Below are 25,654 nucleotides of genomic sequence, written 5' to 3' on the forward strand. Positions count from 1 at the left end.
AGACGAGCGATGAATACCGAAGGCATTAGCGAAACCGAAGTTATCGAAGCTGACACCACCGCTGAAGTCACCGAAGTCGTCGTGGCGGAGGTCGCCGAGGCGACGCCGCCACCCGTCGAGCCGGCGGTGCCGGCGATCAACGTGGACGACAGTGCCCTCTATATTCATCGCGAGCTCTCGCAGCTGCAGTTCAACATCCGCGTGCTGGAACAGGCGCTGGACGAGTCCTACCCGCTGCTGGAACGCCTGAAGTTCCTGCTGATCTTCTCCAGCAACCTCGACGAATTCTTCGAGATCCGTGTTGCCGGCCTGAAGAAGCAGATCACTTTCGCCCGCGAACAGGCCGGCGCCGACGGCCTGCTGCCGCACCAGGCGCTGGCGCGCATCAGCGAGCAGGTGCACGAGCAGGTCGGTCGCCAGTACAGCATCCTCAACGACATCCTGTTGCCGGAGCTGGCCAAGCACGACATCCGCTTCATCCGTCGCCGCTACTGGACGCCGAAGATCAAGGCCTGGGTCCGTCGCTTCTTCCGCGACGAGATCGCGCCCATCGTCACCCCGATCGGCCTCGACCCGACTCACCCGTTCCCGCTGCTGGTGAACAAGAGCCTGAACTTCATGGTCGAGCTCGAAGGCCTGGATGCCTTCGGCCGTGACTCCGGCCTTGCGATCATCCCGGCGCCGCGCTCGCTGCCGCGGATCATCCGTCTGCCGGAAGAGGTCGCCGGCCCCGGCGACAACTACGTGTTCCTGTCGTCGATGATCCACGCCCACGCCGATGATCTGTTCAACGGCATGAAGGTGAAGGGCTGCTACCAGTTCCGCCTGACCCGTAACGCCGACCTTTCGGTGGATGCCGAGGACGTCGAGGACCTGGCCCGTGCGCTGCGTGGCGAGCTGTTCTCGCGCCGCTACGGCGACGCCGTGCGCCTGGAGGTGGTGGACACCTGCCCGCCGAACCTGTCCAACTACCTGCTCAAGCAGTTCGGCCTGTCCGAAACCGAGCTGTACCGCGTCAGCGGGCCGGTCAACCTGACGCGCCTGTTCAGCGTCACCGGCCTGGCCAGCCATCCGGAACTGCAGTCGCCGCCGTTCACCCCGGCGATCCCCAAGCTGCTGCAGAAGAAGGAGAACCTGTTCAACGTGCTGGGCAAGCTCGACGTGCTGCTGATGCACCCGTTCGAGTCCTTCACGCCGGTGGTCGACCTGCTGCGCCAGGCCGCCAAGGACCCCAGCGTGCTGGCGATCAAGCAGACGCTGTACCGCTCCGGGGCCAACTCCGAGATCGTCGACGCGCTGGTGGAAGCCGCGCGTAACGGCAAGGAAGTCACCGTGGTGATCGAGCTGCGGGCGCGCTTCGACGAAGAATCCAACCTGCAGCTGGCCAGCCGCCTGCAGCAGGCCGGTGCGGTGGTGATCTACGGCGTGGTCGGCTTCAAGACCCACGCCAAGATGATGCTGATCCTGCGTCGCGAAGACGGCGAGTTGCGCCGCTACGCGCACCTGGGCACCGGCAACTACCACGCCGGCAACGCCCGCCTGTACACCGACTACAGCCTGCTGACCGCCGACGTGGCGCTCTGCGAGGACCTGCACAAGCTGTTCAACCAGCTGATCGGCATGGGCAAGACCCTGCGCATGAAGAAGCTCCTGCACGCGCCCTTCACCCTGAAGAAGAACCTGCTGGAGATGATCAACCGCGAGGCCGCCCAGGCTGCCGAGGGCAAGCCGGCGCACATCATGGCCAAGGTCAACTCGCTGACCGACGCCAAGGTCATCCGCGCGCTGTACAAGGCCAGCCAGGCCGGCGTGAAGATCGATCTGGTGGTGCGCGGCATGTGCTGCCTGCGTCCAGGCGTGCCGGGCGTGTCGCACAACATCCAGGTGCGCTCGATCATCGGCCGCTTCCTGGAGCACAGCCGGATCTACTACTTCCTCAATGGCGGCGAGGAGAAGCTCTATCTCTCCAGTGCCGACTGGATGGAGCGCAACCTCGACATGCGCGTGGAGACCTGCTTCCCGGTGGAAGGCAAGAAGCTCGTGCTGCGCGTGAAGAAGGAGCTGGAGTCCTACCTGAGCGACAACACCCAGGCCTGGGTGCTGCAGTCCGACGGCAGCTACGTGCGCCAGAGCCCCAGCGGCAACCAGAACGCCCGCAACGCCCAGGCGACCCTGCTGGAGCGCCTGTGCACGCCGGTCATCAGCGTTCGCTGATCAGCCGCCAACGCCATGAAAAAGCCCTGCCTCGGCAGGGCTTTTTCATGGCCACGTTCTTGTAGGAGCGGGCCGCGGCCGCGAACCACCGGCAGGGCCGGCGTTGGTGCCGCGCTCGATCGTCAACGGGGAGAGCGGATTTCGCCGCACGGGATTGCGCGGGCATGGCCCGCTCCCACAGGTCATGCCGGGCCTGGTGCTGAAATGAAAAGGCCCCGGCGTTTGCACGCCGGGGCCTTCGTCTGTCGCGGGGAGTGCGATCAGCTCACGCTGAGCGAATAGCCCACGCGCTTGAGCCATTCGGCTTCCTGCTCGAAGTCCGCCTGGGTCAGTGGGTTGGCGGTCAGCCAGCCGTCCGGGAAGCGCACGTCCAGCGACTTGCCGGAGGCCTTCAGGGCCACGGCCGGCATTTCCTGGGTGCCACGGATGTGGTGGAAGAGGATGGCGAAGCGCAGCACGATGCACAGGCGGATCAGCTTGTCGCCCTCGTCGCCCAGCTCGTTGAACTTGTCCACCGGGATGTTGCGGCGGTGGCCGCGCACCAGCAGCGCCAGGGTCAGCTGGTCCAGGCGCGAGAATCCGGCCAGGTCCGAGTGCTCCAGCAGGTAGGCGCCGTGCTTGTGGTAGTGGTAGTGGGCGATGTCCAGGCCCAGCTCGTGGACGCGTGCGGCCCACATCAGCAGCTCGCGGTGGCCCTCGTCATTCAGGTCCCAGGCCTTGGAGACCTGGTCCAGGGATTCCAGCGCCTTGGCCTCGACGCGCGCGGCCTGTTCCGGATCGACGTGGTAGCGCTCCATGAGGGCGCCGATGGTGCGCTCGCGGACGTCCTCGTGGTGGTGACGGCCCAGCAGGTCGTAGAGCACGCCTTCGCGCAGGGCGCCTTCGGAATGGGTCATGCGGGTCAGCTCGAGGGCATCGAACAGCGCCTCGAGGATCGCCATGCCGGCCGGGAAGATCGGCCGGCGGTCCGGCTTGATGCCGTCGATGTCGAGTTTCTCGACCTCGCCCAGCTTGAACATCTTGCGCTTGAGCCAGGCCAGGCCTTCGGGGTTGATCTCGCCGTTGCCGTGGCCGCCGGCCTGGATCGCCAGGCAGATCGCACGAATGGTGCCGGAGGCGCCCACGGCCTCGTCCCAGCCCAGGCGGCGCAGGCTGTTCTCGATGCTCATCAGTTCCAGCCGGGCCGAGGTGTAGGCCTGGGCGTAGCGCGCCGGAGTGATCTTGCCGTCCTTGAAGTAGCGCTGGGTGAAGCTCACGCAGCCCATCTGCAGACTCTCGCGCAGCTGCGATTCGAACTGCTGACCGATGATGAACTCGGTGCTGCCACCGCCGATGTCGACCACCAGGCGCTTGCCGGGGTTGTCCGGCAGGGTGTGGGACACGCCCAGATAGATCAGGCGCGCTTCTTCACGGCCGGAGATGACTTCCACCGGGTGGCCGAGGATCTGGTCGGCTTCGCGGATGAATTCGGCGCGGTTGCGCGCCTCGCGCAGGGCGTTGGTGCCCACGACGCGCACCGAACCCGGCGGCATGCCGCTGATGAACTGGGCGAACTGCTTCAGGCAGTCGTAGCCGCGCTGCATCGCTTCTGCGGTGAGCATGCGGTCCTCGCCGATGCCGGCGGCCAGCTGGACCTTCTCGCCCAATCGCTCGAGGATGCGGATCTCGCCGTGATCGGCCTTCGCCAAAACCATGTGGAAACTGTTCGAGCCAAGGTCAATGGCCGCGATCATCGGAAAGGTCTTGGCAGGGGTATGGGGCATAGGGGCGGGTCCGGATAAATACGGGAGACATCCTGCCATTTTAGGCAGGTAGTGCCAATGAAGGGGTTGTCACCGATCAGAAGTCACCGCGGCAGCGATAGATACACTCAATCGGCTGCGCCTTTCGGTGTGGGCCGAGGCGGGATATGATGGCGGACACTTTTTCGCATCCGATTGACGGAGAGAATACATGAGCGAACATATCGTCAATGTTACCGATGCCAGCTTCGAGCAGGACGTACTGAAGTCCGATAGTCCCGTGCTGGTCGACTACTGGGCCGAATGGTGCGGCCCGTGCAAGATGATCGCCCCGGTACTCGACGAGATCGCCAAGGACTATCAGGGCAAGCTGAAAGTCTGCAAGCTGAACATCGACGAGAACCAGGACACCCCGCCGAAGTACGGCGTGCGTGGCATTCCGACCCTGATGCTGTTCAAGGGCGGCAACGTCGAAGCGACCAAGGTCGGCGCACTGTCCAAGTCGCAGCTGGCTGCCTTCCTCGACAGCAACATCTAAGTCGAGAAGTCCTGAAAAACCCCGCCAATGCGCGGGGTTTTTTCGTTATTGCCCCTAGACGCTCCGAAACTCGGGTGTTAAATTCGGGCGCACAACGATTGTTTCGTTGTCCCCTGCAAGCCGTCGCCGACGCACTTCCCATTCGAATTCCAAGCGATCCTGTCCGTCATCTACGGCGCGGCTCTTCAAGCATCACGCTTGTTCCCTTTTCCCCTTTCAGCGTATTTACGTCCCTTCTATGAATCTGACCGAACTCAAGCAAAAGCCGATTGCCGAATTGCTGGAAATGTCCGATGCCATGGGCCTGGAAAACATGGCCCGTTCGCGCAAACAGGACATCATCTTCGCGCTGCTGAAGAAGCATGCGAAAAGCGGTGAGGAAATCTCCGGTGACGGCGTGCTGGAGATTCTCCAGGATGGCTTCGGCTTCCTGCGCTCCGCCGATTCCTCGTACCTGGCCGGCCCCGACGACATCTACGTCTCGCCCAGCCAGATCCGTCGCTTCAACCTGCGCACGGGCGATACCATCATCGGCAAGATTCGGCCGCCGAAGGAAGGCGAGCGTTACTTCGCCCTGCTGAAAGTCGACTCGATCAACTTCGATCGTCCGGAGAACGCGAAGAACAAGATTCTCTTCGAGAACCTGACGCCGCTGTTCCCGACCAAGCGCCTGACCATGGAAGCCGGCAACGGCTCCACCGAGGACCTCACCGGCCGTGTGATCGACCTCTGCTCGCCGATCGGCAAGGGCCAGCGCGGCCTGATCGTCGCCCCGCCGAAAGCGGGCAAGACCATCATGCTGCAGAACATCGCCTCGAACATCACCCGCAACAACCCCGAGTGCCACCTGATCGTCCTGCTGATCGACGAGCGCCCGGAAGAAGTGACCGAGATGCAGCGCACCGTGCGCGGCGAAGTGGTCGCCTCCACCTTCGACGAACCGCCGACCCGCCACGTGCAGGTCGCCGAGATGGTGATCGAGAAGGCCAAGCGCCTGGTCGAGCACAAGAAGGACGTGATCATCCTGCTGGACTCCATCACCCGTCTGGCCCGTGCCTACAACACCGTGATCCCCAGCTCCGGCAAGGTGCTCACCGGTGGTGTCGACGCCCACGCCCTGGAAAAGCCCAAGCGCTTCTTCGGCGCCGCGCGCAACATCGAGGAAGGCGGTTCGCTGACCATCCTCGCCACCGCGCTGATCGAAACCGGCTCGAAGATGGACGAAGTGATCTACGAGGAATTCAAGGGTACCGGTAACTCGGAACTCATCCTCGACCGTCGCATCTCGGAAAAACGCGTGTTCCCGGCGATCAACATCAATCGCTCCGGCACCCGTCGCGAAGAGCTGCTCACCGGTGAGGAAGAGCTGCAGCGCATGTGGATCCTGCGCAAGATCCTCCACCCGATGGACGAGATCGCCGCCGTTGAATTCCTCCTGGACAAGCTGCGCCAGACGAAGACCAACGACGAGTTCTTCGACTCGATGAAGCGCAGCAAGTAAGCGCTCTGCGAGTACAACGAGGCCGGGGAAACCCGGCCTTCGTGTTTCTGCAAGGCGGTGATAGGCGGTAGACTGTCGCATCATCCTGCCGCCATCGAGACCCTCATGCAGTATCGCGACCTGCGCGAGTTCATCGCTGCCCTGGAGCAGCGCGGACAGCTCAAGCGCATCCAGGCGCCGGTATCCCCGGTGCTGGAAATGACCGAGGTGTGCGACCGCACCCTGCGCGCCAAGGGCCCGGCCCTGCTGTTCGAAAAGCCCACTGGCTATGACATTCCCGTACTCGGCAACCTGTTCGGCACGCCCGAGCGCGTGGCCCTGGGCATGGGCGCCGAGGACGTCTCCGAACTGCGCGAGATCGGCAAGCTGCTGGCCTTCCTCAAGGAACCCGAGCCGCCCAAGGGGCTGAAGGACGCCTGGTCCAAGCTGCCGATCTTCAAGAAGGTTATCAACATGGCGCCCAAGGTCCTGCGGGACGCGCCGTGCCAGGAAGTGATCGAGGAGGGCGACGACGTCGACCTGTCGAAGCTGCCGGTGCAGACCTGCTGGCCCGGCGACGTCGCGCCGCTGATCACCTGGGGCCTGACGGTCACCCGCGGGCCGAACAAGGAACGGCAGAACCTGGGCATCTACCGCCAGCAGGTGATCGGCCGCAACAAGGTCATCATGCGCTGGCTCAGCCACCGTGGCGGTGCGCTGGACTTCCGCGAGTGGTGCCAGAAGCACCCCGGCCAACCTTATCCGGTGGCTGTGGCCCTCGGTGCGGACCCGGCGACCATCCTTGGCGCCGTGACCCCGGTGCCGGACAGCCTCTCCGAATACGCCTTCGCCGGCCTGCTGCGCGGGCACAAGACCGAGCTGGTCAAGTGCATCGGCAATGACCTGCAGGTTCCGGCCAGCGCCGAAATCGTCCTCGAAGGGGTGATCCATCCCGGCGAGATGGCCGATGAAGGCCCGTACGGCGACCACACCGGCTACTACAACGAGGTCGACCGCTTCCCGGTGTTCACCGTCGAGCGCATCACCCGCCGGCAGAAACCGATCTACCACAGCACCTACACCGGCCGGCCGCCGGATGAGCCGGCGATCCTCGGCGTGGCGCTGAACGAAGTCTTCGTGCCGATCCTGCAGAAGCAGTTCCCCGAGATCACCGACTTCTACCTGCCCCCCGAAGGCTGCTCCTACCGCATGGCGGTGGTGACCATGAAGAAGCAGTACCCCGGCCACGCCAAGCGCGTGATGCTGGGTGTCTGGTCGTTCCTGCGACAGTTCATGTACACCAAGTTCGTTATCGTCACCGACGACGACATCAACGCCCGCGACTGGAACGACGTGATCTGGGCCATTACCACGCGCATGGACCCCAAGCGCGACACGGTGATGATCGACAACACCCCGATCGACTACCTGGACTTCGCCTCGCCGATCTCCGGCCTGGGCTCGAAAATGGGCCTGGATGCCACCCACAAGTGGCCGGGCGAGACCAGCCGCGAATGGGGCCGGGTGATCGAGAAGGACCCGGCGGTGACCCGCCGCGTCGACGAAATCTGGGCGAGCCTGGGCATCGATTGACTCCCGGGCAACCTGGTTCACTGCGGTTTTTGGGAAACACTGAGGTGTTTTTCGTAGGATGGGTGGAGCCCAGGCGATACCCATGCTGTCGGGAATGATGGGTATCGCTTCGCTCCACGCCATCCTACGGCGCAACCGGCGACAGCAGCTCCAATCTGTATAAGAACGAGAACAGCGCTTGAAAGTGACCTTGCAACCCTCCGGCGCCCAGCTCGAGCTGCGGCCCGGGGAACGTATCCTCGACGGTGCGCGGCGCCTGGGCTACGAGTGCCCGCAGAGCTGCCGCAACGGCAACTGCCATATCTGCGCGGCGCTGCTGGTGGAAGGCAGCGTGCGCCAGGACGGCGAGGTGCGCGACCACGGCGAGCTCTTCACCTGCCTGGCCGAGCCGTTGGAAGACTGCGTGCTGCACTGGGACGGTGTGCTGGCCCCCGGCGAGCTGCCGGTGCGCAAGCTGTCCTGCCAGCTGACCTTCTGCGAACCGGTGGGTGGTGATGTCTGGCGCGTGCGCCTGCGAGCCCCGGCCGGCAAGCCGCCGCGCTACCACGCCGGGCAATATGTGCTGATCGAGCGCGAGGGCAGCGACCCGGCGGCCTTCTCCCTGGCTTCCGCGCCGCAGGAAGGGCGTGACCTGGAACTGCACATCCTGGCCCGCGAGAACAGCGCCATCGACCTGCTGACCCAGTTGCAGCGCGACCGCTTTGCCCGCGTGCAGATGCCTTTCGGTGACGCGCACCTGGCCGACCTGCCGGACGGCCCGCTGGTGCTGATCGCCGCCGGCACCGGCATGGCGCAGATGCACAGCCTGATCGAATTCTGCCGCGCCACCGGTTTTGCCCACCCGGTGCACCTGTACTGGGGCGTGCGGCGCCCGGAGGATTTCTACGAGCTGCCGCACTGGGAGCAGTGGGAAAGCGTGCCCAACCTGCATCTGCACCAGATCGTCAGCGACCTGTGCGGCTGGCAGGGGCGCTGCGGCCTGCTGCATGAAGCGGTGTGCGAGGACTTCGCCGAGCTGTCCGGCCTGCGCGTCTACGCCAGCGGCTCGCCGGCGATGGTCTACGGCACGCTGGACGCGCTGGTGGCGGCGGGCATGGACCCGCATCAGATGCGCGCCGACGTCTTCGCCTATGCGCCGCGCGGCTGATTCAAACCGAGCGAAGTATACTTTTCGTAGGACCGAGGGGGACGTCTAGTTCCTGCTCGCGAACAACCCCGCTGCGGGAATCGGGTTCGCGAGCAAGCTCGCTCCTACAGGTCTACGCCTGCGGCAACGTGACGGCGTTTGGCGCCGCCAGGTCGGTGGAAAACTCCTCCTGCAAAGCCGCGCGAATCCAGTCCTCGAACCAGGCCACGTCGGCACTCACCGCGCCGGTGGGCAGCAGCAGCTGGTAGCTCTCCAGCGGTACTTCCTCGGGCAGCGGTCGCACCAGCGTGCCGGCGGCCAGTTGGTGTTTCACCAGCACCAGGTTGGCCAGGGCGATGCCGTGGCCGGCCTCGGCCATGGACAGCGCGTGGTCGTTGCTGACGTAGAGCACATCGGAGTTCACCCGCAAATCCAGCCCGATGGTGGACAGCCAGAGGTTCCACCATTCGCCGTCGTCGACGTGGATCAGCTTGTGCTGCGCCAACTCGTGCACGCTGCTCAGCGGACCGTGCTGTTCGAGGTAGGAGGGCGAGCACACCGGGAAAACCGCCGGTCGCACCAGCGTGCTGTGGCACTGCGGGTAGACGCCGGGAAGCCCGTAGACAATCCCCAGATCGGCGCTTTTGCCGTCCACTTCGGTGAAAGTCGGGTTGGGCTCCACCGCCACCTTCAGGCCGGGGCGCTGCTGGCGCAGGGTTTCCAGGCGCGGCATCAGCCAGCGCTTGGCGAAGGCCGGCACCACCAGAATCTTCAGCCAGCGCGCGGTGCCGCCGGGGGCCAGTTCATGGCCGGCGTCGGCGATCTGCTGCAGGGCTGTGGATATTTTTGCGTAGTAGCGCTGCCCGGCCGGCGTCAGGCTCACCCCGCGCGGGGTGCGCTCGAACAACTGCACGCCCAGCCAGTCCTCCAGCAGCTTCACGTGACGGCCGATGGCCGGCTGCGTCACATGCAGGTCTTTCGAGGCGGCGACGTAGCTGCCCAGCCGGGCGGCAGCCTCGAAGGCGCGGACGGCATTGAGCGGCGGAAGACGCTGGATGGACATGGCGAGGCCTCGGGGGGTATCAGCTTTTTAGCTGTTAAATTATTTAATATCGAATGTAAGAAAATTGAGCTTTCCGCTCAACCACCTTTCTTCGAATATCCGCCTCAACAACATCACAACTTGGGCCTGACCCAAGGCCAGCGCTGCAATCCAGCGTCTCTAGTCCTGCCAGAACAACTACAAGATCCCCCGACCGCCTGCTGGTGGCGGAAGGGAAGGTACGGAGGTTTCACCATGAGTGCCCTGCACAGCCTGCAGACGGCGGCGGTTTCCATCCGCTCCGTGCGCAAGGTCTACGGCGACCCGGCGAGCGGTCCCGTCGCTCTGAAGTGCGTCGACCTGGACATCCGCGACAACGAGTTCTTCACCCTGCTCGGCCCCTCGGGCTGCGGCAAGACCACCCTGCTGCGGATGATCGCCGGCTTCGAGTTCCCCACCTCCGGGGAAATCCAGCTCTACGGCGAGAACATCGCCGACCGGCCGCCCTTCGAGCGCCCGGTGAATACCGTGTTCCAGCACTACGCGCTGTTCCCGCACATGACCATCGCCGAGAACCTGGCCTTCGGCCTGGAGTCCCACCCGATGGGCCAGCGCATGAGCAAGGCGCAGGTTGCCGAGCGCGTCCGCGAGATGCTCGCCCTGGTGCAGATGGAACGCTTCGCCCAGCGCAAGCCGACTCAGCTTTCCGGCGGCCAGCAACAGCGCGTCGCCCTGGCCCGTGCTCTGGCGCCGCATCCGAAAGTGCTGCTGCTAGACGAGCCGCTGTCGGCGCTCGACCTCAAGCTGCGCCAGGCCATGCGCGAAGAGCTCAAGGCGATCCAGTCCAAGACCGGCATCACCTTCATCTTCGTCACCCATGACCAGGAAGAAGCCCTGACCATGTCCGACCGCATCGCCGTGCTCTCCGAGGGCGAGGTGCAGCAGGTCGGCCGTCCGGACGACATCTACGAAAACCCGCGCAACCGCTTCGTCGCCGACTTCATCGGCGAGACCAACTTCCTTCCGGCGCGGGTCGAGAACTTCACCGGCGACTGCGCGCAGTACCGCCTCCCCGGCGACCAGCTGATCGAGGCCCAGGCCCGCGAAGGCTTGAAGGTCGGCGCCGAGGTCACCCTGTCGATCCGCCCCGAGCGCCTGCAACTGGTGGCCGAGGACACTCCGTCCGCCACGCCGTGCACCGTGGTCCAGCAGATCTACCTGGGCACCGACCTGCAGTACCAGGTCAGCCTTGCCGATGGCACTCGCCTGACTGTCCGCGCGCCCAACAGCGCCGGCCAGCGTGGGCGTCTGGCAGCCGGGCAACGCGCCGGGCTGCTGTTCGAAAAAGGCAGCGCCAGCGTCCTGGTGGACTGAGCGGAGGTGAGCATGAACCGGTTATCCACAACCGCCGGCAATTCGCTGGAGCGGCGCCAGGCGCTGCGCAGCTTCCTCGGCGTGTCGCCCGCACTGGTCTCCATCGGGCTGTTCCTGATCGTGCCGATCTTCATCGTGGTCGGTTACTCGCTGATGCAGGCCAACCCCTACGGCGGGGTGAACCCGCACTTCAGCGTCGACGCCTACGTCTCGCTGCTGTTCGAGCGCCAGCTCGATGACAGCCTGGCCTTCGCCGACTCCTACGTGATGATCGCCCTGCGCTCCATCGGCATCGCCGCGGCGACCACCGCGATCACCCTGCTGGTGGGCTTCCCGGTGGCGGTGTGGCTGGCGATGCAGCCGGCGCACCGTCGCGGCCTGCTGATCTTCCTGATCACCGTGCCGTTCTGGGCCAACCTGCTGATCCGCACCTACGCCTGGATCCTGCTGCTGCGCGGCACTGGCGTGGTCAACGGCACGCTGATGAGCCTCGGCATCATCCACCAGCCGCTGAACATGCTCTACACCGACGGCGCCGTGCTGCTGGGGCTGGTCTATACCTATGCGCCCTTCGTGGTGCTGCCGATTTACGCCACCCTCGAGAAGATGGACATGCGCCTGCTCGAGGCCGCCCAGGACCTCTACGCCGGGCGCATCCGCACCCTGCGCAAGGTGGTCCTGCCGATCGCCCGTCCGGGCATCCTGGCTGGCGCCATCCTCACCTTCGTGCCGTGCCTGGGCGCGATGATCGCCCCCGAGCTGCTCGGCGGCGGCACCAAGATGATGCTCGGCAACCTGATCTTCCGGCAGTTCAGCGACTCGCGGAACTGGCCCTTCGGCGCGGCGCTGTCGCTGGTGCTGATGGGGGCCGTGATGCTGGTGCTGATGTTCTACGCGATGCGCGCCGAACGCCTGCGCATCGCCCGGGGAGGTGAATGATGCTCTCGCTGCTGACTAAACGTCGTCTGGGTGTGCAGGATTTCCGTGGCTTCGGGGCCCTGAGCTTCCTGTTCTACCTGTACCTCTACGCGCCCATCGTGGTGCTGGTGGTGCTCTCGTTCAACGCCAACCAGTCCGCCACCGTGTGGACCGGCTTCAGCCTCGACTGGTACCGCAGCGCCTTCGCCAACCAGGCGCTGCGCCAGGCTGCCGGCAACAGTCTGCTGATCGCCGTGTGCGCCAGCATGATCGCCACCGTGATCGCCACCCTGGCTGCGTTGGGCACCTCGCGCGGGGCCAAGTTCAAGGGCCTTCGCCTGTCCATGGGGGCGATCATGCTGCCGCTGGTGCTGCCCGAGATCGTCGTCGGCGTCGCCACCCTGGCGCTGTTCTCCACCCTCGGCCTGTCGCTGGGCTACGGCAACCTGATCATCGCCCACACGGTGTTCTGCATCCCGTTCGCCTACCTGCCGATCCGTGCCCGTCTCAACGACATGGACCTGTCCCTGGAGCAGGCCGCCGCCGACCTCTACGCCGGCCCCTGGCGGACCTTCCGCAAGGTGACCCTGCCGCTGCTGATGCCGGGGATCTTCTCCGGGCTGATGCTGGCCTTCATCGTCTCGCTGGATAACTTCGTGATCTCGATGATGGTCTCCCAGGCCGGCACCACCACCTTGCCGATCTTCATCTTCGGCCTGCTGCGCATGGGCGTGACGCCCGATGTGAATGCGGTGTCGACCCTGATCCTCGGCGTTTCCGTGCTGTTCGTAACCCTGTCCTACCTGCTCGGCAAGAAGAAGGCCTGAGCCCACATACCGGAGTAGAAGATGAGCAAACTGATCGCTGCTGTAGGGGCCTCGCTGGCCATGGGCCTGGTGGCCAACGTGAACGCCGCCGAGCAACTGAACGTGGTGAGCTGGAGTGGCTATTTCACTCCGCAGATCCTCGAGAAGTTCGAGAAGGAAACCGGCATCAAGGTGACCGTGGACTCCTACGACTCCAACGAAACCCTGCTGGCCAAGCTCAAGCAGGGCGGCACCGGCTACGACGTGGCCATTCCCTCGCACCAGTTCGTGCCGATCCTGATCCAGGAGAAGCTGCTGGAGCGCTTCGACCCGGCCAGCCAGCCGTACTACGCCAACGTCGAGGACAACCTGAAGAAGCCCACCTGGGACCCGGAAGGCGCCTACGCCGTGCCCTTCATCTGGGGCACCACCAGCGTGGTGCTGGACAGCGCCAGGTACAGCGGCCCGGCCGATAGCTACTCGGTGCTGTTCACCCCGCCGGCGGAGCTGCAGGGCAAGATCAACATGTTCGACTCGGCGAGCGAAGTGATCGACACCGCCAGCCTCTACCTGGGCATCCCGCTGTGCAGCGAGGATCCCAAGCAGATGCAACAGGTGCTGACCCTGCTGAAGAACCAGAAGCCCTTCGTGAAGACCTACAGCTCCAAGGCCGGCTCGATTCGCGAGAACCTGGCCTCGGGCGAAGTCGACATGTCGATGTTCTGGGGCGGCTCGTCGATGCGTGCGCGTGAGATGAAATCCAGCCTGAAGTACCTCTACCCGAAAGAGGGCGTGATGGCCTGGGTGGACAACCTGGTGATCCCGGCCGGCGCCAAGCACCCGGAGAACGCGAAGAAATTCATCGCCTTCCTCAGCCAGCCGGAGAACTCGGCGATGACCCAGAACTTCCTCAAGCACCAGAGCCCGATCAAGGGCGTTGAACCCTTCCTCGACGCCAGCCTGAAGGATGCGCCGGAGCTGCACATCCCCGAGGGCACCAAGGTGGTGTTCAGCAAGACCTGCGGCGAAGGCGCGATCCGCCTGGCCGACCGCATCTGGACCAACCTGATGCGCTGATCCCCGACCGGGAAAGCCACAGACCGCCGCTGCTCGCGCCCGCTTTGGTGGGCGTGCCGGCAGCGTGCGGCCCGGCGAACGCGATATTCGATTGAAGCCTTGCCAGACGGCGGGGCCGTTGAACCCGACTGAACCTTCCCATTGCGGGAAGCCCTGATGAAAAAAGGCCTCGTTCCATGAGCCAGAATAAGCACAACGAACTCGTCCAGCTCCAGGCCCACGAACTGGCCCAGCGCATCCGTCTGCGCCAGGTTTCCTGCCGTGAAGTGATGCAGGCGCACCTCGACCAGATCGAGCGCTACAACCCGGTGGTCAACGCCATCGTCAGCCAGCAGCCGGACGACCTGCTGCTGGCCGAAGCCGACCAGCGCGACGCCGAACTGGCCCGTGGCGAGTACCGTGGCTGGATGCACGGCCTGCCCCACGCGGTGAAGGACCTGTCGCTGACCCAGGGCATCCGCACCACCCTCGGCTCGCCGCTGTTCCGCGACTACCTGCCCGAGCGCGACGGCATCATGGTCGAGCGCATCAAGGCGGCCGGCGCGATCATCATCGGCAAGACCAACACCCCCGAATTCGGCCTCGGCTCGCACAGCTACAACCCGATCTTCGGTGCCACCGGCTGCGCCTACGCGCCCGACCGCACCGCCGGCGGCAGCAGCGGCGGCGCGGCGGCGGCCCTGGCGCTGCAGATGGTCCCGGTGGCCGACGGCAGCGACATGATGGGCTCGCTGCGCAATCCGGCGGCCTTCAACAACATCGTCGGCTTCCGCCCGTCCCAGGGCCGCGTACCCTTCGACGACAGCGCCGACCTGTTCATCGACCAGATGGGCTACGAAGGCCCGATGGGCCGCAGCGTGCGCGACGTCGCGCTGCTGTTGTCGGTACAGGCCGGTGGCGATGCCCGTGCGCCGCTGTCCATCGCCGAGAGCGGCGAGCAGTTCGCAGGCTCGCTGGAGCGTGATTTCAAGGGCGCACGCCTGGGTTGGCTGGGCGATCTGGGCGGCCACCTGCCCATGGAGAAGGGCGTGCTGGAGCTGTGCCGCCAATCCTTCGCCGACTTCGAAGCCATCGGCTGTCACGTCGAGGAGACTGCCATGGGATTCTCGCCCGAGCGCCTCTGGGACACCTGGCGTACCCTGCGCCACTGGATGGTTGCCGGCTCCCTCGGCGCGGCCTACACCGACCCGGCCAAGCGCGAACTGCTCAAGCCCGAGGCGATCTGGGAAGTGGAGAACGGCCTGAAACTCTCCGCCATGGACGTGTTCCGCGCCTCCGCCGCGCGCAGCGACTGGTACCGAGCGATCAGCCGACTGTTCGAGCGCTACGACTACCTGCTGCTGCCCAGCGCCCAGGTATTCCCGTTCGACAAGACCTGGGACTGGCCGAAGGAGATCGCCGGCAAGACCATGGATACCTACCACCGCTGGATGGAAGTGGTGATCCCGGCCACCCTGTCCGGGTGCCCGGCAGCCAACGTGCCGGTGGGCTTCAATGAGCAGGGCCTGCCCATGGGCTTGCAGATCATCGGCAGGCACCAGGCCGACATGGCCGTGCTGCAACTGGCCCACGCCTACGAGCAGGCCTCGCGCTGGTACCAGCGCTGCCCACCGCCGATGCTGGCGAGAGACTGAGTTACTTATCCACAAGCTGAGGGGGACGCATGAATATCAGCTTCTTCCAGGAACTGCTGCAAAGCATCACCGAGCGTGGCCGGCAATTGCTGGAATCGCGCGAGCCGGCGCCGGGCAATGCCCAGGCGCTGGCGCAGGCTTGCCACAAGCTGATCTCCAGCCACGGCGAAGCTTCGGGCGTGGCCCTGGCGCAACAGGTGCTGTGCGCCTATCGCGACTGCCCGCAGGAGCAGCAGAAGGCCTTCTTCGACACCCTGCTGAAGGACTTCGCACCGCCTCACGACGCGCTGGCGCAAGCCTGCCAGCGCTACCTCGACGAGCCGTCGTCGGCCAACACCACGGCGCTGTTCGAGGCCAGCGAACCGCCGCGCCAGGAGCTGTTCCGCCGCCTCAACCAGGCACCCGGCGGCACCGCCGAGCTGATCGCCATGCGCCGCCTGCTGCTGCAGGAGTTGAAAGCCAAGCCGGAGCTGGCGGCGGTGGACCACGACCTGCAGCACCTGCTGGCGTCCTGGTTCAACCGCGGCTTTCTGGTGCTGCGGCGCATCGACTGGTCGACGCCGGCATCGATCCTGGAAAAGATTATCAAGTACGAGGCCGTCCACGCCATCAAGGACTGGGACGACCTGCGCAGCCGCCTGCAGCCGGCCGACCGCCGCTGCTTCGCCTTCTTCCACCCGGCCCTGGCCGACGAGCCGCTGATCTTCGTCGAGGTGGCGCTGACCCGTGCGATGCCGGGGGCGATTGCAGAGATTCTGGAGGGCAAGGCTGGTGATGAGTCGGCAGAAGCACCCGACACCGCGGTGTTCTATTCCATCAGCAACTGCCAGGACGGCCTGCGCGGCATCTCCTTCGGCAACTTCCTGATCAAGCAGGTGGTGGAGGAGCTGGCGCGGGAGATTCCCGGCCTGCGCCAGTTCGTCACCCTGTCGCCGGTACCCGGCTTCCGCCGCTGGCTCGACAGCCTGGGCGACGACCCGCAACTGGGTGCGGCCGCCGCCGAGCTGCTCAAGGCGCTCAAGCCTGACGCAGCGCCGCCGCCACGCACCGAGCAACCGATGCTGGCGCTGGCTGCCGAATACTTCCTGCATGCCCGCAACGGTGCAGGTTTGCCGCTGGACCCGGTGGCGCGCTTCCACCTGGGCAACGGCGCCCGCCTGGAACGCCTGAACTGGCGCGGCGACCTCTCCGCCAGCGGCCTGCGCCAGGCCGCCGGGCTGATGGTCAATTACCGCTACGAACTGCGCCAGATCGAAAAGAACCACGAAGCCTACGCCAACCAGGGCGCGGTCACCGCCTCACCCGAGGTGCGCAAGCTGGCCAACCTGACGGCGAAAACAAAACGCTAGGACCTCACCATGAACCAGAGCCTTTTCGCCGAAGTCGGCAAACACCTGCCCAGCGACCTTTCCAAGCCCTTCATCCGCACCCCGGACGGTGGCGGCTACAGCTACGCCGACATGCTGCGCAGCACCTCGCAGTTCGCCCATGCGCTGGTAGAGCTCGGCGTGCAGCCGGGCGACCGCGTCGCCGTGCAGGTCGACAAGAGCCCCGAGACGGTGATGCTGTACCTCGCCGTGCTGCGCGTCGGCGCGGTCTATCTGCCGCTCAACAGCGGCTACACCGGCGAGGAGCTGCGCTACTTCCTCGATGATGCCGAGCCCTCGCTGTTCGTCTGTGCGCCGGCCTTCGAAGCCCAGGCCCGGGAGCTGGCGAAAGTCAGCGGCGTGGCGCACGTGGAAACTCTGGGCGACGCCGGCGATGGCTCGCTGATGCAGCGTGTGCAGGGCAAGCCGGGGCGCTTCGCCGATGTCGAGCGCGCCGCTTCCGATCTCGCCGCGATCCTCTACACCTCCGGCACCACCGGGCGTTCCAAGGGCGCGATGATCAGCCACGGCAACCTGGTCTCCAACGCCCGTGCTCTGGTGGACTACTGGAACATCACCGCCGAGGACTGGCTGCTCCACGCGCTGCCGATCTTCCACATCCATGGTCTGTTCGTGGCCTGTAACAGCCTGCTGATGGCCGGCGGCTCGATGCTCTTCCTGAGCAAGTTCGACGCCGCGCAGATGCTCAAGCTGCTGCCCCAGGTGAACCTGCTGATGGGCGTGCCGACTTTCTACACACGCCTGCTCGACCAGCCCGGCCTGACCCGCGAGGCGGTGGCGCACATGCGCTTGTTCATCTCCGGCTCCGCGCCGCTCACCGCCGAGACCCACAAGGCGTTCTCCGAGCGTACCGGCATGGCGATCCTTGAGCGCTACGGCATGACCGAGACCGGCATGAATACCTCCAACCCGCTGGACGGCCAGCGCATCGCCGGCACCGTCGGCTTCCCGCTGCCGGGCGTCGAGTTGCGCATCACTGATCCGGCCCAGGCCGAGCCGACCCTGCTGCCGCAAGGCGAACCGGGGATGATCGAAGTACGCGGGCCGAACGTGTTCCAGGGCTACTGGCGCATGCCGGAAAAGACCGCCGAGGAACTGCGTGCGGATGGCTACTTCATGACCGGCGACATCGGCTTCGTCGACGAGCGTGGCTACGTGCAGATCGTCGGCCGCAACAAGGACATGATCATCAGCGGCGGCTTCAACGTGTACCCCAAGGAGCTGGAGGAAATCCTCGACACCCTGCCGGGCGTGGCCGAATCGGCGGTGATCGGCGTGCCGCACCCGGACTTCGGCGAAGGCGTGACCGCCGTGCTGGTGGCCAGCAAGGACCAGGCGCCGACCGAGGCGCAGGTGCTTGCCGCGCTGGACGGCAAGCTGGCGCGCTTCAAGCAGCCCAAGCGGGTGATGGTGGTCGACGCGCTGCCGCGCAACGTGATGGGCAAGGTGCAGAAGAACGTGCTGCGCGAGCAGTTCAAGGCGCTGTATTCCTGACGTTCTGCCTCTCGCGAATACGAGCGCCGGAGTCACCCTGTAGGAGCCGGCCATGCCCGCGATCGCGTGCATGGTGCTCTTGCGTAGGATGGGTGGAGCGCAGCGATACCCATGCTGCCCGGTGCGCATGTGTTGATGGGTATCGCTGCGCTCCACGCCATCCTACGTCGTGCCTCCCGGCAGACTCTGGTAGGGCGGATAACGCTGGTGCGTTATGCGCCCTACGATCCTGATAGTTCGGAGTGGCCGGTTGTTCGCGAGCAAGCTCGCTCCTACAGTCACGGCCAGCTACGCAGCGCTTTTCGTAGGAGCGAGCTTGCTCGCGAACCACCCAACGCCGGATTTCCCCTGTAGGAGCGGGCCATGCCCGCGACCGCGCGCATGGCGCGCTCCTGCAGGTCTGCGCCAGAACGAAAAAGCCCCGCTGATGCGGGGCTTTTTCATGTCGCGGGAGGCAATCAGCGAACAGTCACCACCACCTTGCCCACCGCCTTGCGCTGGCCCAGGTGGTTGATCGCGTCAGCCGCCTGCTCCAGCGGGTAGGTCTGGGACACCAGCGGCTTGATCTTGCCTTCGGCGAACCAGGCGAACAGCTGCTGGAAGTTCGCTGCGTTGTCCTGCGGCTGGCGCTGGGCGAAGGAGCCCCAGAACACGCCAACCAGCGAGGCGCCCTTGAGCAGGGTGAGGTTGGCCGGCAGCGACGGGATGGTGCCGCTGGCGAAGCCGACCACCAGCATGCGGCCGTTCCAGGCGATGGAGCGGAAGGCTTCCTCGAACAGGTCGCCGCCCACCGGGTCGTAGATCACGTCCACGCCCTGGCCGCCGGTGAGTTCCTTGAGCTTGTCCTTCAGGCCGCCTTCGCTGTAGTTGATCAGCACGTCGGCACCAGCGGCCTTGGCCACTTCCAGCTTGGCTTCGCTGCTGGCGGCGGCGATGACCTTGGCGCCCATGGCCTTGCCGATCTCGACGGCGGCCAGGCCCACTCCGCCGGAGGCGCCGAGCACCAGCAGGGTCTCGCCCGGCTGCAGGTTGGCGCGCTGCTTGAGTGCGTGCATGGAGGTGCCGTAGGTCATGCCGAAGGCGGCGGCGCTGGCGAAGTCCATGCCGTCGGGGATCGGCATTACGCTGTAGCCGGGCACCGCCACTTCCTCGGCGAAGCTGCCCCAGCCGGTCAGCGCCATCACGCGGTCGCCGGGCTTCACGTGGCTGACTTTCTCACCGACCGCGCCGACCACCCCGGCAGCCTCGCCACCCGGGGAGAACGGGAAGGGCGGCTTGAACTGGTACTTGCCCTCGATGATCAGCGTGTCGGGGAAGTTCACCCCGGCGGCGTGAACCTGCAGCAGGACTTCGTTCTTCTTCGGCTCGGGGCTGGCGATGTCTTCCAGCACCAGGGTTTCGGCGGGGCCGAAGGCTTTGCACAGCACGGCTTTCATCAGGACGTACTCCGTTGGAGGTTCTTCTTTGTGAGTAGAGGGCCAGTGTAGGAGCGCGGGCACAGGGGGCAAATCACCATGGCCTGGGCTTATGCCCCGATATAGCTTGGGCGGCGGCGCGAGTGTGGCTATCCTTTCCGACATTGAATCCGGAGACATCGCCTTGAGAGCTTTCCTCGCCCTGCTGCTGGCCTTTTCCGTCAGTACTTTTGTCATGGCTTCCGAATCCGAGGAAGCCAAGCCGGAAGACGCCAACAAGCCTGTATTCGTCGACCTCACCCCCGCGCTGGTGGGCAACTACGGCAGCGGTCCGCGCCTGAAGTATTTCAAGGCCGACATCGCGCTGAAGGTCACCGGCAAGGAGGCCTCCGAGAAGGTCGAGCACCACGAGCCGCTGATCCGCAACCAGCTGGTGATGCTGTTCTCCCAGCAGACCGACGACTCCCTCGGCAGCGTCGACGGCAAGGAGAAGCTGCGCCAGGAAGCCCTCAAGCAGGTGCAGACCGCCCTCCAGCAGGAGGAAGGCAAGCCGCTGGTGGACGACCTGCTGTTCAACAACCTGATCGTCCAGCCCTGACCCCTCCGGGCTTCGTCTGCATGAGTGCGCCTCATGCAGACGAAGTGACACCTGGCTGCGGCTGCTCGCCGCAATGCCGGGCTGAAAGCCCCGCCTCACAAGGCGCGTAGGAAATTTCCGGCGCACGCCTGACCTGAATCAAACCCCGTTTGCCGCTGGTCGCCGAACATCCCCTCATGATCCGCTCGAATTCGAGCGCCTGGACAAAGGGGAAATCGGATGACAGGAAACGCAAAAAGCTGGCGCACCCGCGGTCTCGCGGTGCTGGTGGTGGCCGTGCTCGCCGCGCTGGCCTGGCAGACGTTCAAGCCGGCGGGGCTGCCCGAAGGTTTCGCCAGTGGCAATGGGCGCATCGAGGCCACCGAAGTCGACGTGGCCACCAAGCTGCCCGGCCGCGTGGCGGAAATCCTGGTGGACGAAGGCGACTTCGTGAAGGCCGGCGACGTGGTGGCGAAGATGGACACCCAGGTGCTCCAGGCCCAGCTCGCGCAGGCCCAGGCGGAAGTGCGGCGGGCGCAGAACGCCCAGCTCACCGCCGAGTCCCTGGTGGCGCAGCGCACCAGCGAGAAATCCACCGCCGAAGCCATAGTCGCGCAACGCCAGGCGGAACTGACCGCCGCGCAGAAGCGCTTCACCCGCACCGAACAGCTGGTCAAACGCAACGCCCTGCCGCAGCAGCAACTGGATGACGACCGCGCCACCCTGCAGAGCGCCCAGGCGGCGCTGGCCGCGGCTCGCTCGCAGGTGGTCTCGGCGCAGGCCGGCATCTCTGCCGCGCGCTCCCAGGTGATCGAGGCGCAGTCGGCCATCGAGGCCGCCACCGCGAGCACCGTGCGCCTGCAGGCGGACATCGACGACAGCCTGCTCAAGGCCCCGCGCAACGGCCGCGTGCAGTACCGCGTGGCACAGCCGGGCGAAGTGCTGGCGGCCGGCGGCAAGCTGCTCAACATGGTCGACCTGGCCGACGTCTACATGACCTTCTTCCTGCCCTCGGGCCAGGCCGGCAAGGTAGCGCTGGGCCAGGAAGTGCACCTGGTGATCGATGCCGTGCCCGAGTACGTGATCCCCGCCAAGGTGTCCTACGTGGCCAGCGTCGCGCAGTTCACGCCCAAGACCGTGGAGACCGCCAACGAGCGCGAGAAGCTGATGTTCCGCGTCAAGGCGCGCCTCGATCCGGGCCTGCTGGAGAAGTACATCACCTACGTGAAGACCGGCGTGCCGGGCATGGCCTACCTGCGCCTCGACCCGCAGGTGGAATGGCCGGCTGAACTGCAGATCAAGGTCCCGCAATGAACGCCGCCAACTGCGTGGCCCGTCTGGCTGGCGTCTCGCTGCGCTACGGCGAGACCCGCGCAGTGGACGACGTCACCCTGGAAATCCCGGCCAACCGCATGGTCGGCCTGATCGGCCCGGACGGCGTCGGCAAGTCCAGCCTGCTGGCGCTGCTGGCCGGCGCGCGGAAGATGCAGGACGGCGAGATCCAGGTGCTCGGCGGCGACATGCGCGACGCACGCCACCGCCGCGCCGTGTGCCCGCGCATCGCCTACATGCCGCAGGGCCTGGGCAAGAACCTCTATCCGACGCTCTCGGTGTTCGAGAACGTCGACTTCTTCGGCCGCCTGTTCGGCCACGACAAGGCCGAGCGCGAGCGGCGCATCGCCGACCTGCTGCACAGCACCGGCCTGGCGCCCTTCGCGGAACGCCCGGCGGGCAAGCTCTCCGGCGGCATGAAGCAGAAACTCGGGCTGTGCTGCGCACTGATCCACGACCCCGACCTGCTGATCCTCGACGAGCCCACCACCGGCGTCGACCCGCTGTCGCGCAACCAGTTCTGGGAGCTGATCGCACGCATCCGCGCCGGCCGCGAGGGCATGAGCGTGCTGGTGGCCACCGCCTACATGGAAGAGGCCGAGCGCTTCGATCACCTGGTGGCGATGGACGACGGCAAGGTGCTCGCCACCGGCACACCCGCCGAGTTGCGCGCGCACACCGGCACGCAGAATCTCGAAGAAGCCTTCATCGCGTTGTTGCCCGAGAGCAAGCGCGCCGGCCATCACAAGCTGGTGATTCCACCGCGACCGCAGCCTGCCGGCGCGCCGCAGATTGCCATCGAAGCCGAAGGGCTGACCTGCCGCTTCGGCGATTTCGTCGCGGTGGACCGCGTCAGCTTCCGCATCGAGCGCGGGGAAATCTTCGGCTTCCTCGGCTCCAACGGCTGCGGAAAGTCCACCACCATGAAGATGCTCACCGGCCTGCTGCCGGCCAGCGAAGGAACCTGCGCACTGTTTGGCCAGCCGGTGAACGCCAATGACATGGAGACCCGTCGGCGCGTCGGCTATATGTCCCAGGCCTTTTCGCTGTACGCCGAACTGACGGTGCTGCAGAACCTCGAACTGCACGCCAAGCTGTTCCACATCCCCCACGAGCAGATCGGCCCGCGCGTCGAGGAAATGCTCCAGCGTTTCGACCTGGGCAAGGTCAGGGACGAGCTGCCCGACAGCCTGCCGCTGGGTATTCGCCAGCGCCTGTCGCTGGCCGTGGCGGTGATCCACAAGCCGGAAATCCTGATCCTCGACGAGCCCACCTCGGGCGTCGACCCGGTGGCCCGCGACGGCTTCTGGGAGCTGATGGTGGAGCTGTCGCGCAACGACGGCGTGACCATCTTCATCTCCACCCACTTCATGAACGAGGCGGAGCGCTGCGACCGCATCTCGCTGATGCACGCCGGCAAGGTGCTCGACAGCGATACCCCGCAGGGGCTGATCGACAAGCGTGGCCTGCCGACCCTGGAAGCCACCTTCATCGCCTATCTGGAAGAGGCCGCCGGCAGCGCGCCGGTGCCCGACGCCACGCCCGCTCCCGAGCAGCCTGCCGCGCCCGCCCGCTACAAGGGCAGCGACCGCTTCAGCTGGCTGCGCCTGTTCAGCTACGCGCGCCGCGAGGCCATGGAACTGCGCCGCGACCCGATCCGCCTGACCCTGGCGCTGGTGGGCACCGCGCTGCTGATGTTCATCATCGGCTACGGCATCAACATGGACGTCGAGGACCTCACCTACGCGGTGCTCGACCGCGACCAGACCACCACCAGCCAGGCCTATGCGCTGAACATTTCCGGATCGCGCTACTTCATCGAGAAGGCGCCGATCCAGAACCCCGAGGAGCTGGAGCGGCGCCTGCGCAGCGGCGACATCAGCCTGGCGGTGGAGATACCGCCGAATTTCGGCCGTGACTTGAAGCGCGGCGCCGACCCGGCCATCGGCGTGTGGATCGACGGCGCCATGCCGACCCGCGCCAATACCGTGCTCGGCTATGTGCAGGGGCTGCACGCCAGCTACCTCGCCGATCTTGCACGACAGAGCGGCAATGCCGCCGCCAGTGCCGCGGCGAGCACCGAAGTGCGCTTCCGCTACAACCCGGACGTGGAGAGCCTCAAGGCCATGGTGCCGGCGGTGATCCCGCTGCTGCTGATCATGATCCCGGCGATGCTCACCGCCCTGGGCGTGGTGCGCGAGAAAGAGCTGGGCTCGATCACCAACCTCTACGTCACCCCGGTCACGCGCCTGGAGTTCCTGCTCGGCAAGCAGCTGCCGTACATCGGCATGGGCATGATCAACTTCGTGCTGATGCTGGCCATGGCCGTGCTGCTGTTCCAGGTGCCGCTCAAGGGCAGCTTCCTGGCGCTGCTGGTCGGCGCGTTCCTCTACGTGGTGACCAGCACCGGCCTCGGCCTGCTGCTCTCGACCTTCATGAAGAGCCAGATCGCCGCGGTGTTCGGCACCGCCATCGCCACCATGATCCCGGCGATCCAGTTCTCCGGGCTGATCCACCCGGTGTCCTCGCTGGAAGGCGCGGCGGCGGTGATCGGCCAGCTCTACCCGACCTCGCATTTCCTCATCGTCAGCCGTGGCGCCTTCTCCAAGGCGCTGGGTTTTGCCGACCTGTGGGTCTACTACCTGCCGTTGCTGGCGATGGTGGTGGTGCTGACGCTGCTCAGCGTGGCCTGCCTGAAGAAACAGGAGGTCTGAGATGAACAAGCTGGCGAACATCTTCAACCTCGGCATCAAGGAATTCCGCAGCCTGGGCCGCGACTACGCGATGCTGATCCTGATCGCCTGGGCTTTTACCCTGGGCGTCTACAGTTCGGCCACCGGCGTGCCGGAAACCCTGCACCACGCGCCCATCGCCATCGTCGACGAGGACCAGTCGCAGCTCTCCTCGCGCATCGTCAACGCCTTCCAGCCGCCGTACTTCCGGGTGCCGGAAATGATCGGCCACGCGCAGATGGACCGCGGCATGGACGTTGGCCTGTACACCTTCACCCTGGATATCCCGCCGGACTTCCAGCGCGACGTGCTGGCCGGGCGGCAGCCAGCGATCCAGGTCAACGTCGATGCGACGCAGACCGGCCAGGCCTTCTCCGGCGCCGGCTACATCCAGAACATCGTCGGCACCGAGGTCAGCGAGTTCGTCAGTCGCTACCGCGCCGAGCCAGCGATGCCGGCGGAGCTGGCAGTGCGCATGGAGTTCAACCCGAACCTGACCCAGGCCTGGTTCGGCGCGGTGATGGAGGTGATCAACCAGATCACCATGCTGTCGATCATCCTCACCGGCGCCGCGCTGATCCGCGAGCGCGAGCACGGTACGGTGGAACATCTGCTGGTGATGCCGCTGACCGCGTTCGAGATCATGATGGCCAAGGTCTGGTCCATGGGCACCGTGGTGCTGGTGGCGGCAGCGATCTCGCTGCAACTGGTGGTGCGCGGCTGGCTGGACGTGCCGATCAGCGGTTCGGTGGGGCTGTTCCTGCTGGGCGCGGCGCTGCACCTGTTCGCCACCACTTCCATGGGCATCTTCATCGGCACCGTGGCCCGCTCAATGCCGCAACTGGGGCTGCTGGTAATCCTCACCCTGATGCCGCTGCAGATTCTTTCCGGCGGCACCACGCCGCGCGAGAGCATGCCGGAGCTGGTGCAGAACATCATGCTGGCGGCGCCGACCACGCACTTCGTCAGCCTGGCCCAGGCGATCCTCTATCGCGGCGCGGACCTGTCCATAGTCTGGCCGCAACTGCTGGCCATCGTCGGGATCGGCGCGGCTTTCTTCTTCGGCGCGCTCTGGCGCTTCCGCCGGACCATCGGGCAGATGGCCTGACCGGCTGCTGTTCCCTGTAGGAGCGGGCCATGCCCGCAATCCGTGAGCAGGGCTCGCGGCGAGT

The 25,654-nt window shown here is 65.8% G+C and carries 19 protein-coding genes; 16 read left to right on the forward strand and 3 right to left on the reverse strand.

The genetic code is table 11. The features are described from left to right. Positions 1-9: 9 nt before the first annotated feature. The gene (ppk1, locus tag ABKS89_RS01615; protein ID WP_348588604.1) at positions 10-2,214 is read left to right on the forward strand and encodes a polyphosphate kinase 1; all 2,205 of its coding nucleotides are present in this window, start codon (positions 10-12) and stop codon (positions 2,212-2,214) included. Between the two features lie 260 nt (positions 2,215-2,474). On the opposite strand, the gene ppx is transcribed toward ppk1, so the two are convergent. Then, on the reverse strand, positions 2,475-3,977 hold the full coding sequence (ppx, locus tag ABKS89_RS01620; RefSeq protein WP_348588603.1) for an exopolyphosphatase: 1,503 nt from the start codon (positions 3,975-3,977) through the stop codon (positions 2,475-2,477). 190 nt (positions 3,978-4,167) lie between these two features. Between ppx and trxA the strand changes: the two genes are divergently transcribed. The 4 genes from trxA (at position 4,168) to ABKS89_RS01640 (ending at position 8,714) form a co-directional block, all read left to right on the forward strand. Further along, complete coding sequence (gene trxA / locus ABKS89_RS01625; RefSeq protein ID WP_081519510.1) at positions 4,168-4,494, forward strand: thioredoxin TrxA; 327 nt, start codon at positions 4,168-4,170, stop codon at positions 4,492-4,494. A 238-nt stretch (positions 4,495-4,732) separates the two neighbouring features. Then, positions 4,733-5,995: a transcription termination factor Rho gene (gene rho, locus ABKS89_RS01630; protein WP_015475046.1), complete on the forward strand. Its 1,263-nt coding sequence runs from the start codon at positions 4,733-4,735 to the stop codon at positions 5,993-5,995. A gap of 105 nt (positions 5,996-6,100) precedes the next feature. Further along, entirely contained in the window at positions 6,101-7,567 is a 1,467-nt protein-coding gene (ubiD, locus tag ABKS89_RS01635) for a 4-hydroxy-3-polyprenylbenzoate decarboxylase (RefSeq protein ID WP_138213191.1), read from the forward strand. A 178-nt stretch (positions 7,568-7,745) separates the two neighbouring features. Continuing rightward, the gene (locus tag ABKS89_RS01640) at positions 7,746-8,714 is read left to right on the forward strand and encodes a CDP-6-deoxy-delta-3,4-glucoseen reductase (RefSeq protein WP_348588602.1); all 969 of its coding nucleotides are present in this window, start codon (positions 7,746-7,748) and stop codon (positions 8,712-8,714) included. A gap of 112 nt (positions 8,715-8,826) precedes the next feature. Here ABKS89_RS01640 and ABKS89_RS01645 read toward each other — a convergent pair whose 3' ends face one another. Continuing rightward, the gene (locus tag ABKS89_RS01645; protein WP_138213189.1) at positions 8,827-9,756 is read right to left on the reverse strand and encodes a LysR substrate-binding domain-containing protein; all 930 of its coding nucleotides are present in this window, start codon (positions 9,754-9,756) and stop codon (positions 8,827-8,829) included. Between the two features lie 234 nt (positions 9,757-9,990). Between ABKS89_RS01645 and ABKS89_RS01650 the strand changes: the two genes are divergently transcribed. The 7 genes from ABKS89_RS01650 to ABKS89_RS01680 all read left to right on the forward strand — a co-directional run bounded on the left by ABKS89_RS01650 (position 9,991) and on the right by ABKS89_RS01680 (position 18,426). Then, positions 9,991-11,109: an ABC transporter ATP-binding protein gene (locus ABKS89_RS01650; RefSeq protein WP_138213188.1), complete on the forward strand. Its 1,119-nt coding sequence runs from the start codon at positions 9,991-9,993 to the stop codon at positions 11,107-11,109. A gap of 12 nt (positions 11,110-11,121) precedes the next feature. Then, a complete protein-coding gene (locus tag ABKS89_RS01655) occupies positions 11,122-12,048 on the forward strand; it encodes an ABC transporter permease (RefSeq protein WP_138213187.1) in 927 nt (308 codons plus the stop codon). Beyond that, on the forward strand, positions 12,048-12,854 hold the full coding sequence (locus tag ABKS89_RS01660) for an ABC transporter permease (protein ID WP_171039373.1): 807 nt from the start codon (positions 12,048-12,050) through the stop codon (positions 12,852-12,854). Before ABKS89_RS01655 ends, ABKS89_RS01660 begins: the two co-directional genes overlap by 1 nt. Before the next feature lie 60 nt (positions 12,855-12,914). Beyond that, a complete protein-coding gene (locus ABKS89_RS01665; protein WP_431312038.1) occupies positions 12,915-13,910 on the forward strand; it encodes an ABC transporter substrate-binding protein in 996 nt (331 codons plus the stop codon). 176 nt (positions 13,911-14,086) lie between these two features. After that, positions 14,087-15,544 (forward strand): amidase, encoded by a 1,458-nt coding sequence (locus tag ABKS89_RS01670; protein WP_348588600.1) that lies wholly within the window; start codon positions 14,087-14,089, stop codon positions 15,542-15,544. 29 nt (positions 15,545-15,573) lie between these two features. Continuing rightward, positions 15,574-16,893, forward strand: a complete 1,320-nt coding sequence (locus ABKS89_RS01675) for a malonyl-CoA decarboxylase (RefSeq protein WP_348588599.1) — start codon at positions 15,574-15,576, stop codon at positions 16,891-16,893. Positions 16,894-16,902: 9 nt separating this feature from the next. Continuing rightward, a complete protein-coding gene (locus tag ABKS89_RS01680; protein ID WP_348588598.1) occupies positions 16,903-18,426 on the forward strand; it encodes a malonate--CoA ligase in 1,524 nt (507 codons plus the stop codon). 458 nt (positions 18,427-18,884) lie between these two features. Here ABKS89_RS01680 and ABKS89_RS01685 read toward each other — a convergent pair whose 3' ends face one another. Then, entirely contained in the window at positions 18,885-19,862 is a 978-nt protein-coding gene (locus ABKS89_RS01685) for an NADPH:quinone oxidoreductase family protein (RefSeq protein WP_348589242.1), read from the reverse strand. 163 nt (positions 19,863-20,025) lie between these two features. Between ABKS89_RS01685 and ABKS89_RS01690 the strand changes: the two genes are divergently transcribed. From ABKS89_RS01690 to ABKS89_RS01705, 4 genes are all read left to right on the forward strand, one after another. Next, positions 20,026-20,439 (forward strand): flagellar basal body-associated protein FliL, encoded by a 414-nt coding sequence (locus ABKS89_RS01690; protein WP_138213180.1) that lies wholly within the window; start codon positions 20,026-20,028, stop codon positions 20,437-20,439. 219 nt (positions 20,440-20,658) lie between these two features. Further along, positions 20,659-21,732 carry an HlyD family secretion protein gene (locus ABKS89_RS01695; protein ID WP_348589241.1) on the forward strand — a complete coding sequence of 358 codons (1,074 nt, stop codon included), beginning with the start codon at positions 20,659-20,661 and terminating at the stop codon, positions 21,730-21,732. After that, complete coding sequence (gene rbbA / locus ABKS89_RS01700) at positions 21,729-24,464, forward strand: ribosome-associated ATPase/putative transporter RbbA (protein ID WP_348589240.1); 2,736 nt, start codon at positions 21,729-21,731, stop codon at positions 24,462-24,464. The genes ABKS89_RS01695 and rbbA overlap by 4 nt, the downstream gene beginning before the upstream one ends. A 1-nt stretch (position 24,465) precedes the next feature. Continuing rightward, entirely contained in the window at positions 24,466-25,590 is a 1,125-nt protein-coding gene (locus ABKS89_RS01705) for an ABC transporter permease (RefSeq protein WP_138213177.1), read from the forward strand. Positions 25,591-25,654: the final 64 nt, after the last annotated feature.

The organism is Pseudomonas sp. LABIM340, assembly GCF_040017195.2.
Lineage (GTDB): Bacteria > Pseudomonadota > Gammaproteobacteria > Pseudomonadales > Pseudomonadaceae > Pseudomonas.

What these genes read in the sequence shown, in the direction of transcription:
- ppk1 (WP_348588604.1), top strand. Translation starts at nt 10, where the DNA reads ATGAATACCGAAGGCATTAGCGAAACCGAAGTTATCGAAGCTGACACC.
- ppx (WP_348588603.1), bottom strand. Translation starts at nt 3,977, where the DNA reads ATGCCCCATACCCCTGCCAAGACCTTTCCGATGATCGCGGCCATTGAC.
- trxA (WP_081519510.1), top strand. Translation starts at nt 4,168, where the DNA reads ATGAGCGAACATATCGTCAATGTTACCGATGCCAGCTTCGAGCAGGAC.
- rho (WP_015475046.1), top strand. Translation starts at nt 4,733, where the DNA reads ATGAATCTGACCGAACTCAAGCAAAAGCCGATTGCCGAATTGCTGGAA.
- ubiD (WP_138213191.1), top strand. Translation starts at nt 6,101, where the DNA reads ATGCAGTATCGCGACCTGCGCGAGTTCATCGCTGCCCTGGAGCAGCGC.
- ABKS89_RS01645 (WP_138213189.1), bottom strand. Translation starts at nt 9,756, where the DNA reads ATGTCCATCCAGCGTCTTCCGCCGCTCAATGCCGTCCGCGCCTTCGAG.
- ABKS89_RS01650 (WP_138213188.1), top strand. Translation starts at nt 9,991, where the DNA reads ATGAGTGCCCTGCACAGCCTGCAGACGGCGGCGGTTTCCATCCGCTCC.
- ABKS89_RS01655 (WP_138213187.1), top strand. Translation starts at nt 11,122, where the DNA reads ATGAACCGGTTATCCACAACCGCCGGCAATTCGCTGGAGCGGCGCCAG.
- ABKS89_RS01660 (WP_171039373.1), top strand. Translation starts at nt 12,048, where the DNA reads ATGCTCTCGCTGCTGACTAAACGTCGTCTGGGTGTGCAGGATTTCCGT.
- ABKS89_RS01665 (WP_431312038.1), top strand. Translation starts at nt 12,915, where the DNA reads ATGGGCCTGGTGGCCAACGTGAACGCCGCCGAGCAACTGAACGTGGTG.
- ABKS89_RS01670 (WP_348588600.1), top strand. Translation starts at nt 14,087, where the DNA reads ATGAGCCAGAATAAGCACAACGAACTCGTCCAGCTCCAGGCCCACGAA.
- ABKS89_RS01675 (WP_348588599.1), top strand. Translation starts at nt 15,574, where the DNA reads ATGAATATCAGCTTCTTCCAGGAACTGCTGCAAAGCATCACCGAGCGT.
- ABKS89_RS01680 (WP_348588598.1), top strand. Translation starts at nt 16,903, where the DNA reads ATGAACCAGAGCCTTTTCGCCGAAGTCGGCAAACACCTGCCCAGCGAC.
- ABKS89_RS01685 (WP_348589242.1), bottom strand. Translation starts at nt 19,862, where the DNA reads ATGAAAGCCGTGCTGTGCAAAGCCTTCGGCCCCGCCGAAACCCTGGTG.
- ABKS89_RS01695 (WP_348589241.1), top strand. Translation starts at nt 20,659, where the DNA reads ATGACAGGAAACGCAAAAAGCTGGCGCACCCGCGGTCTCGCGGTGCTG.
- rbbA (WP_348589240.1), top strand. Translation starts at nt 21,729, where the DNA reads ATGAACGCCGCCAACTGCGTGGCCCGTCTGGCTGGCGTCTCGCTGCGC.
- ABKS89_RS01705 (WP_138213177.1), top strand. Translation starts at nt 24,466, where the DNA reads ATGAACAAGCTGGCGAACATCTTCAACCTCGGCATCAAGGAATTCCGC.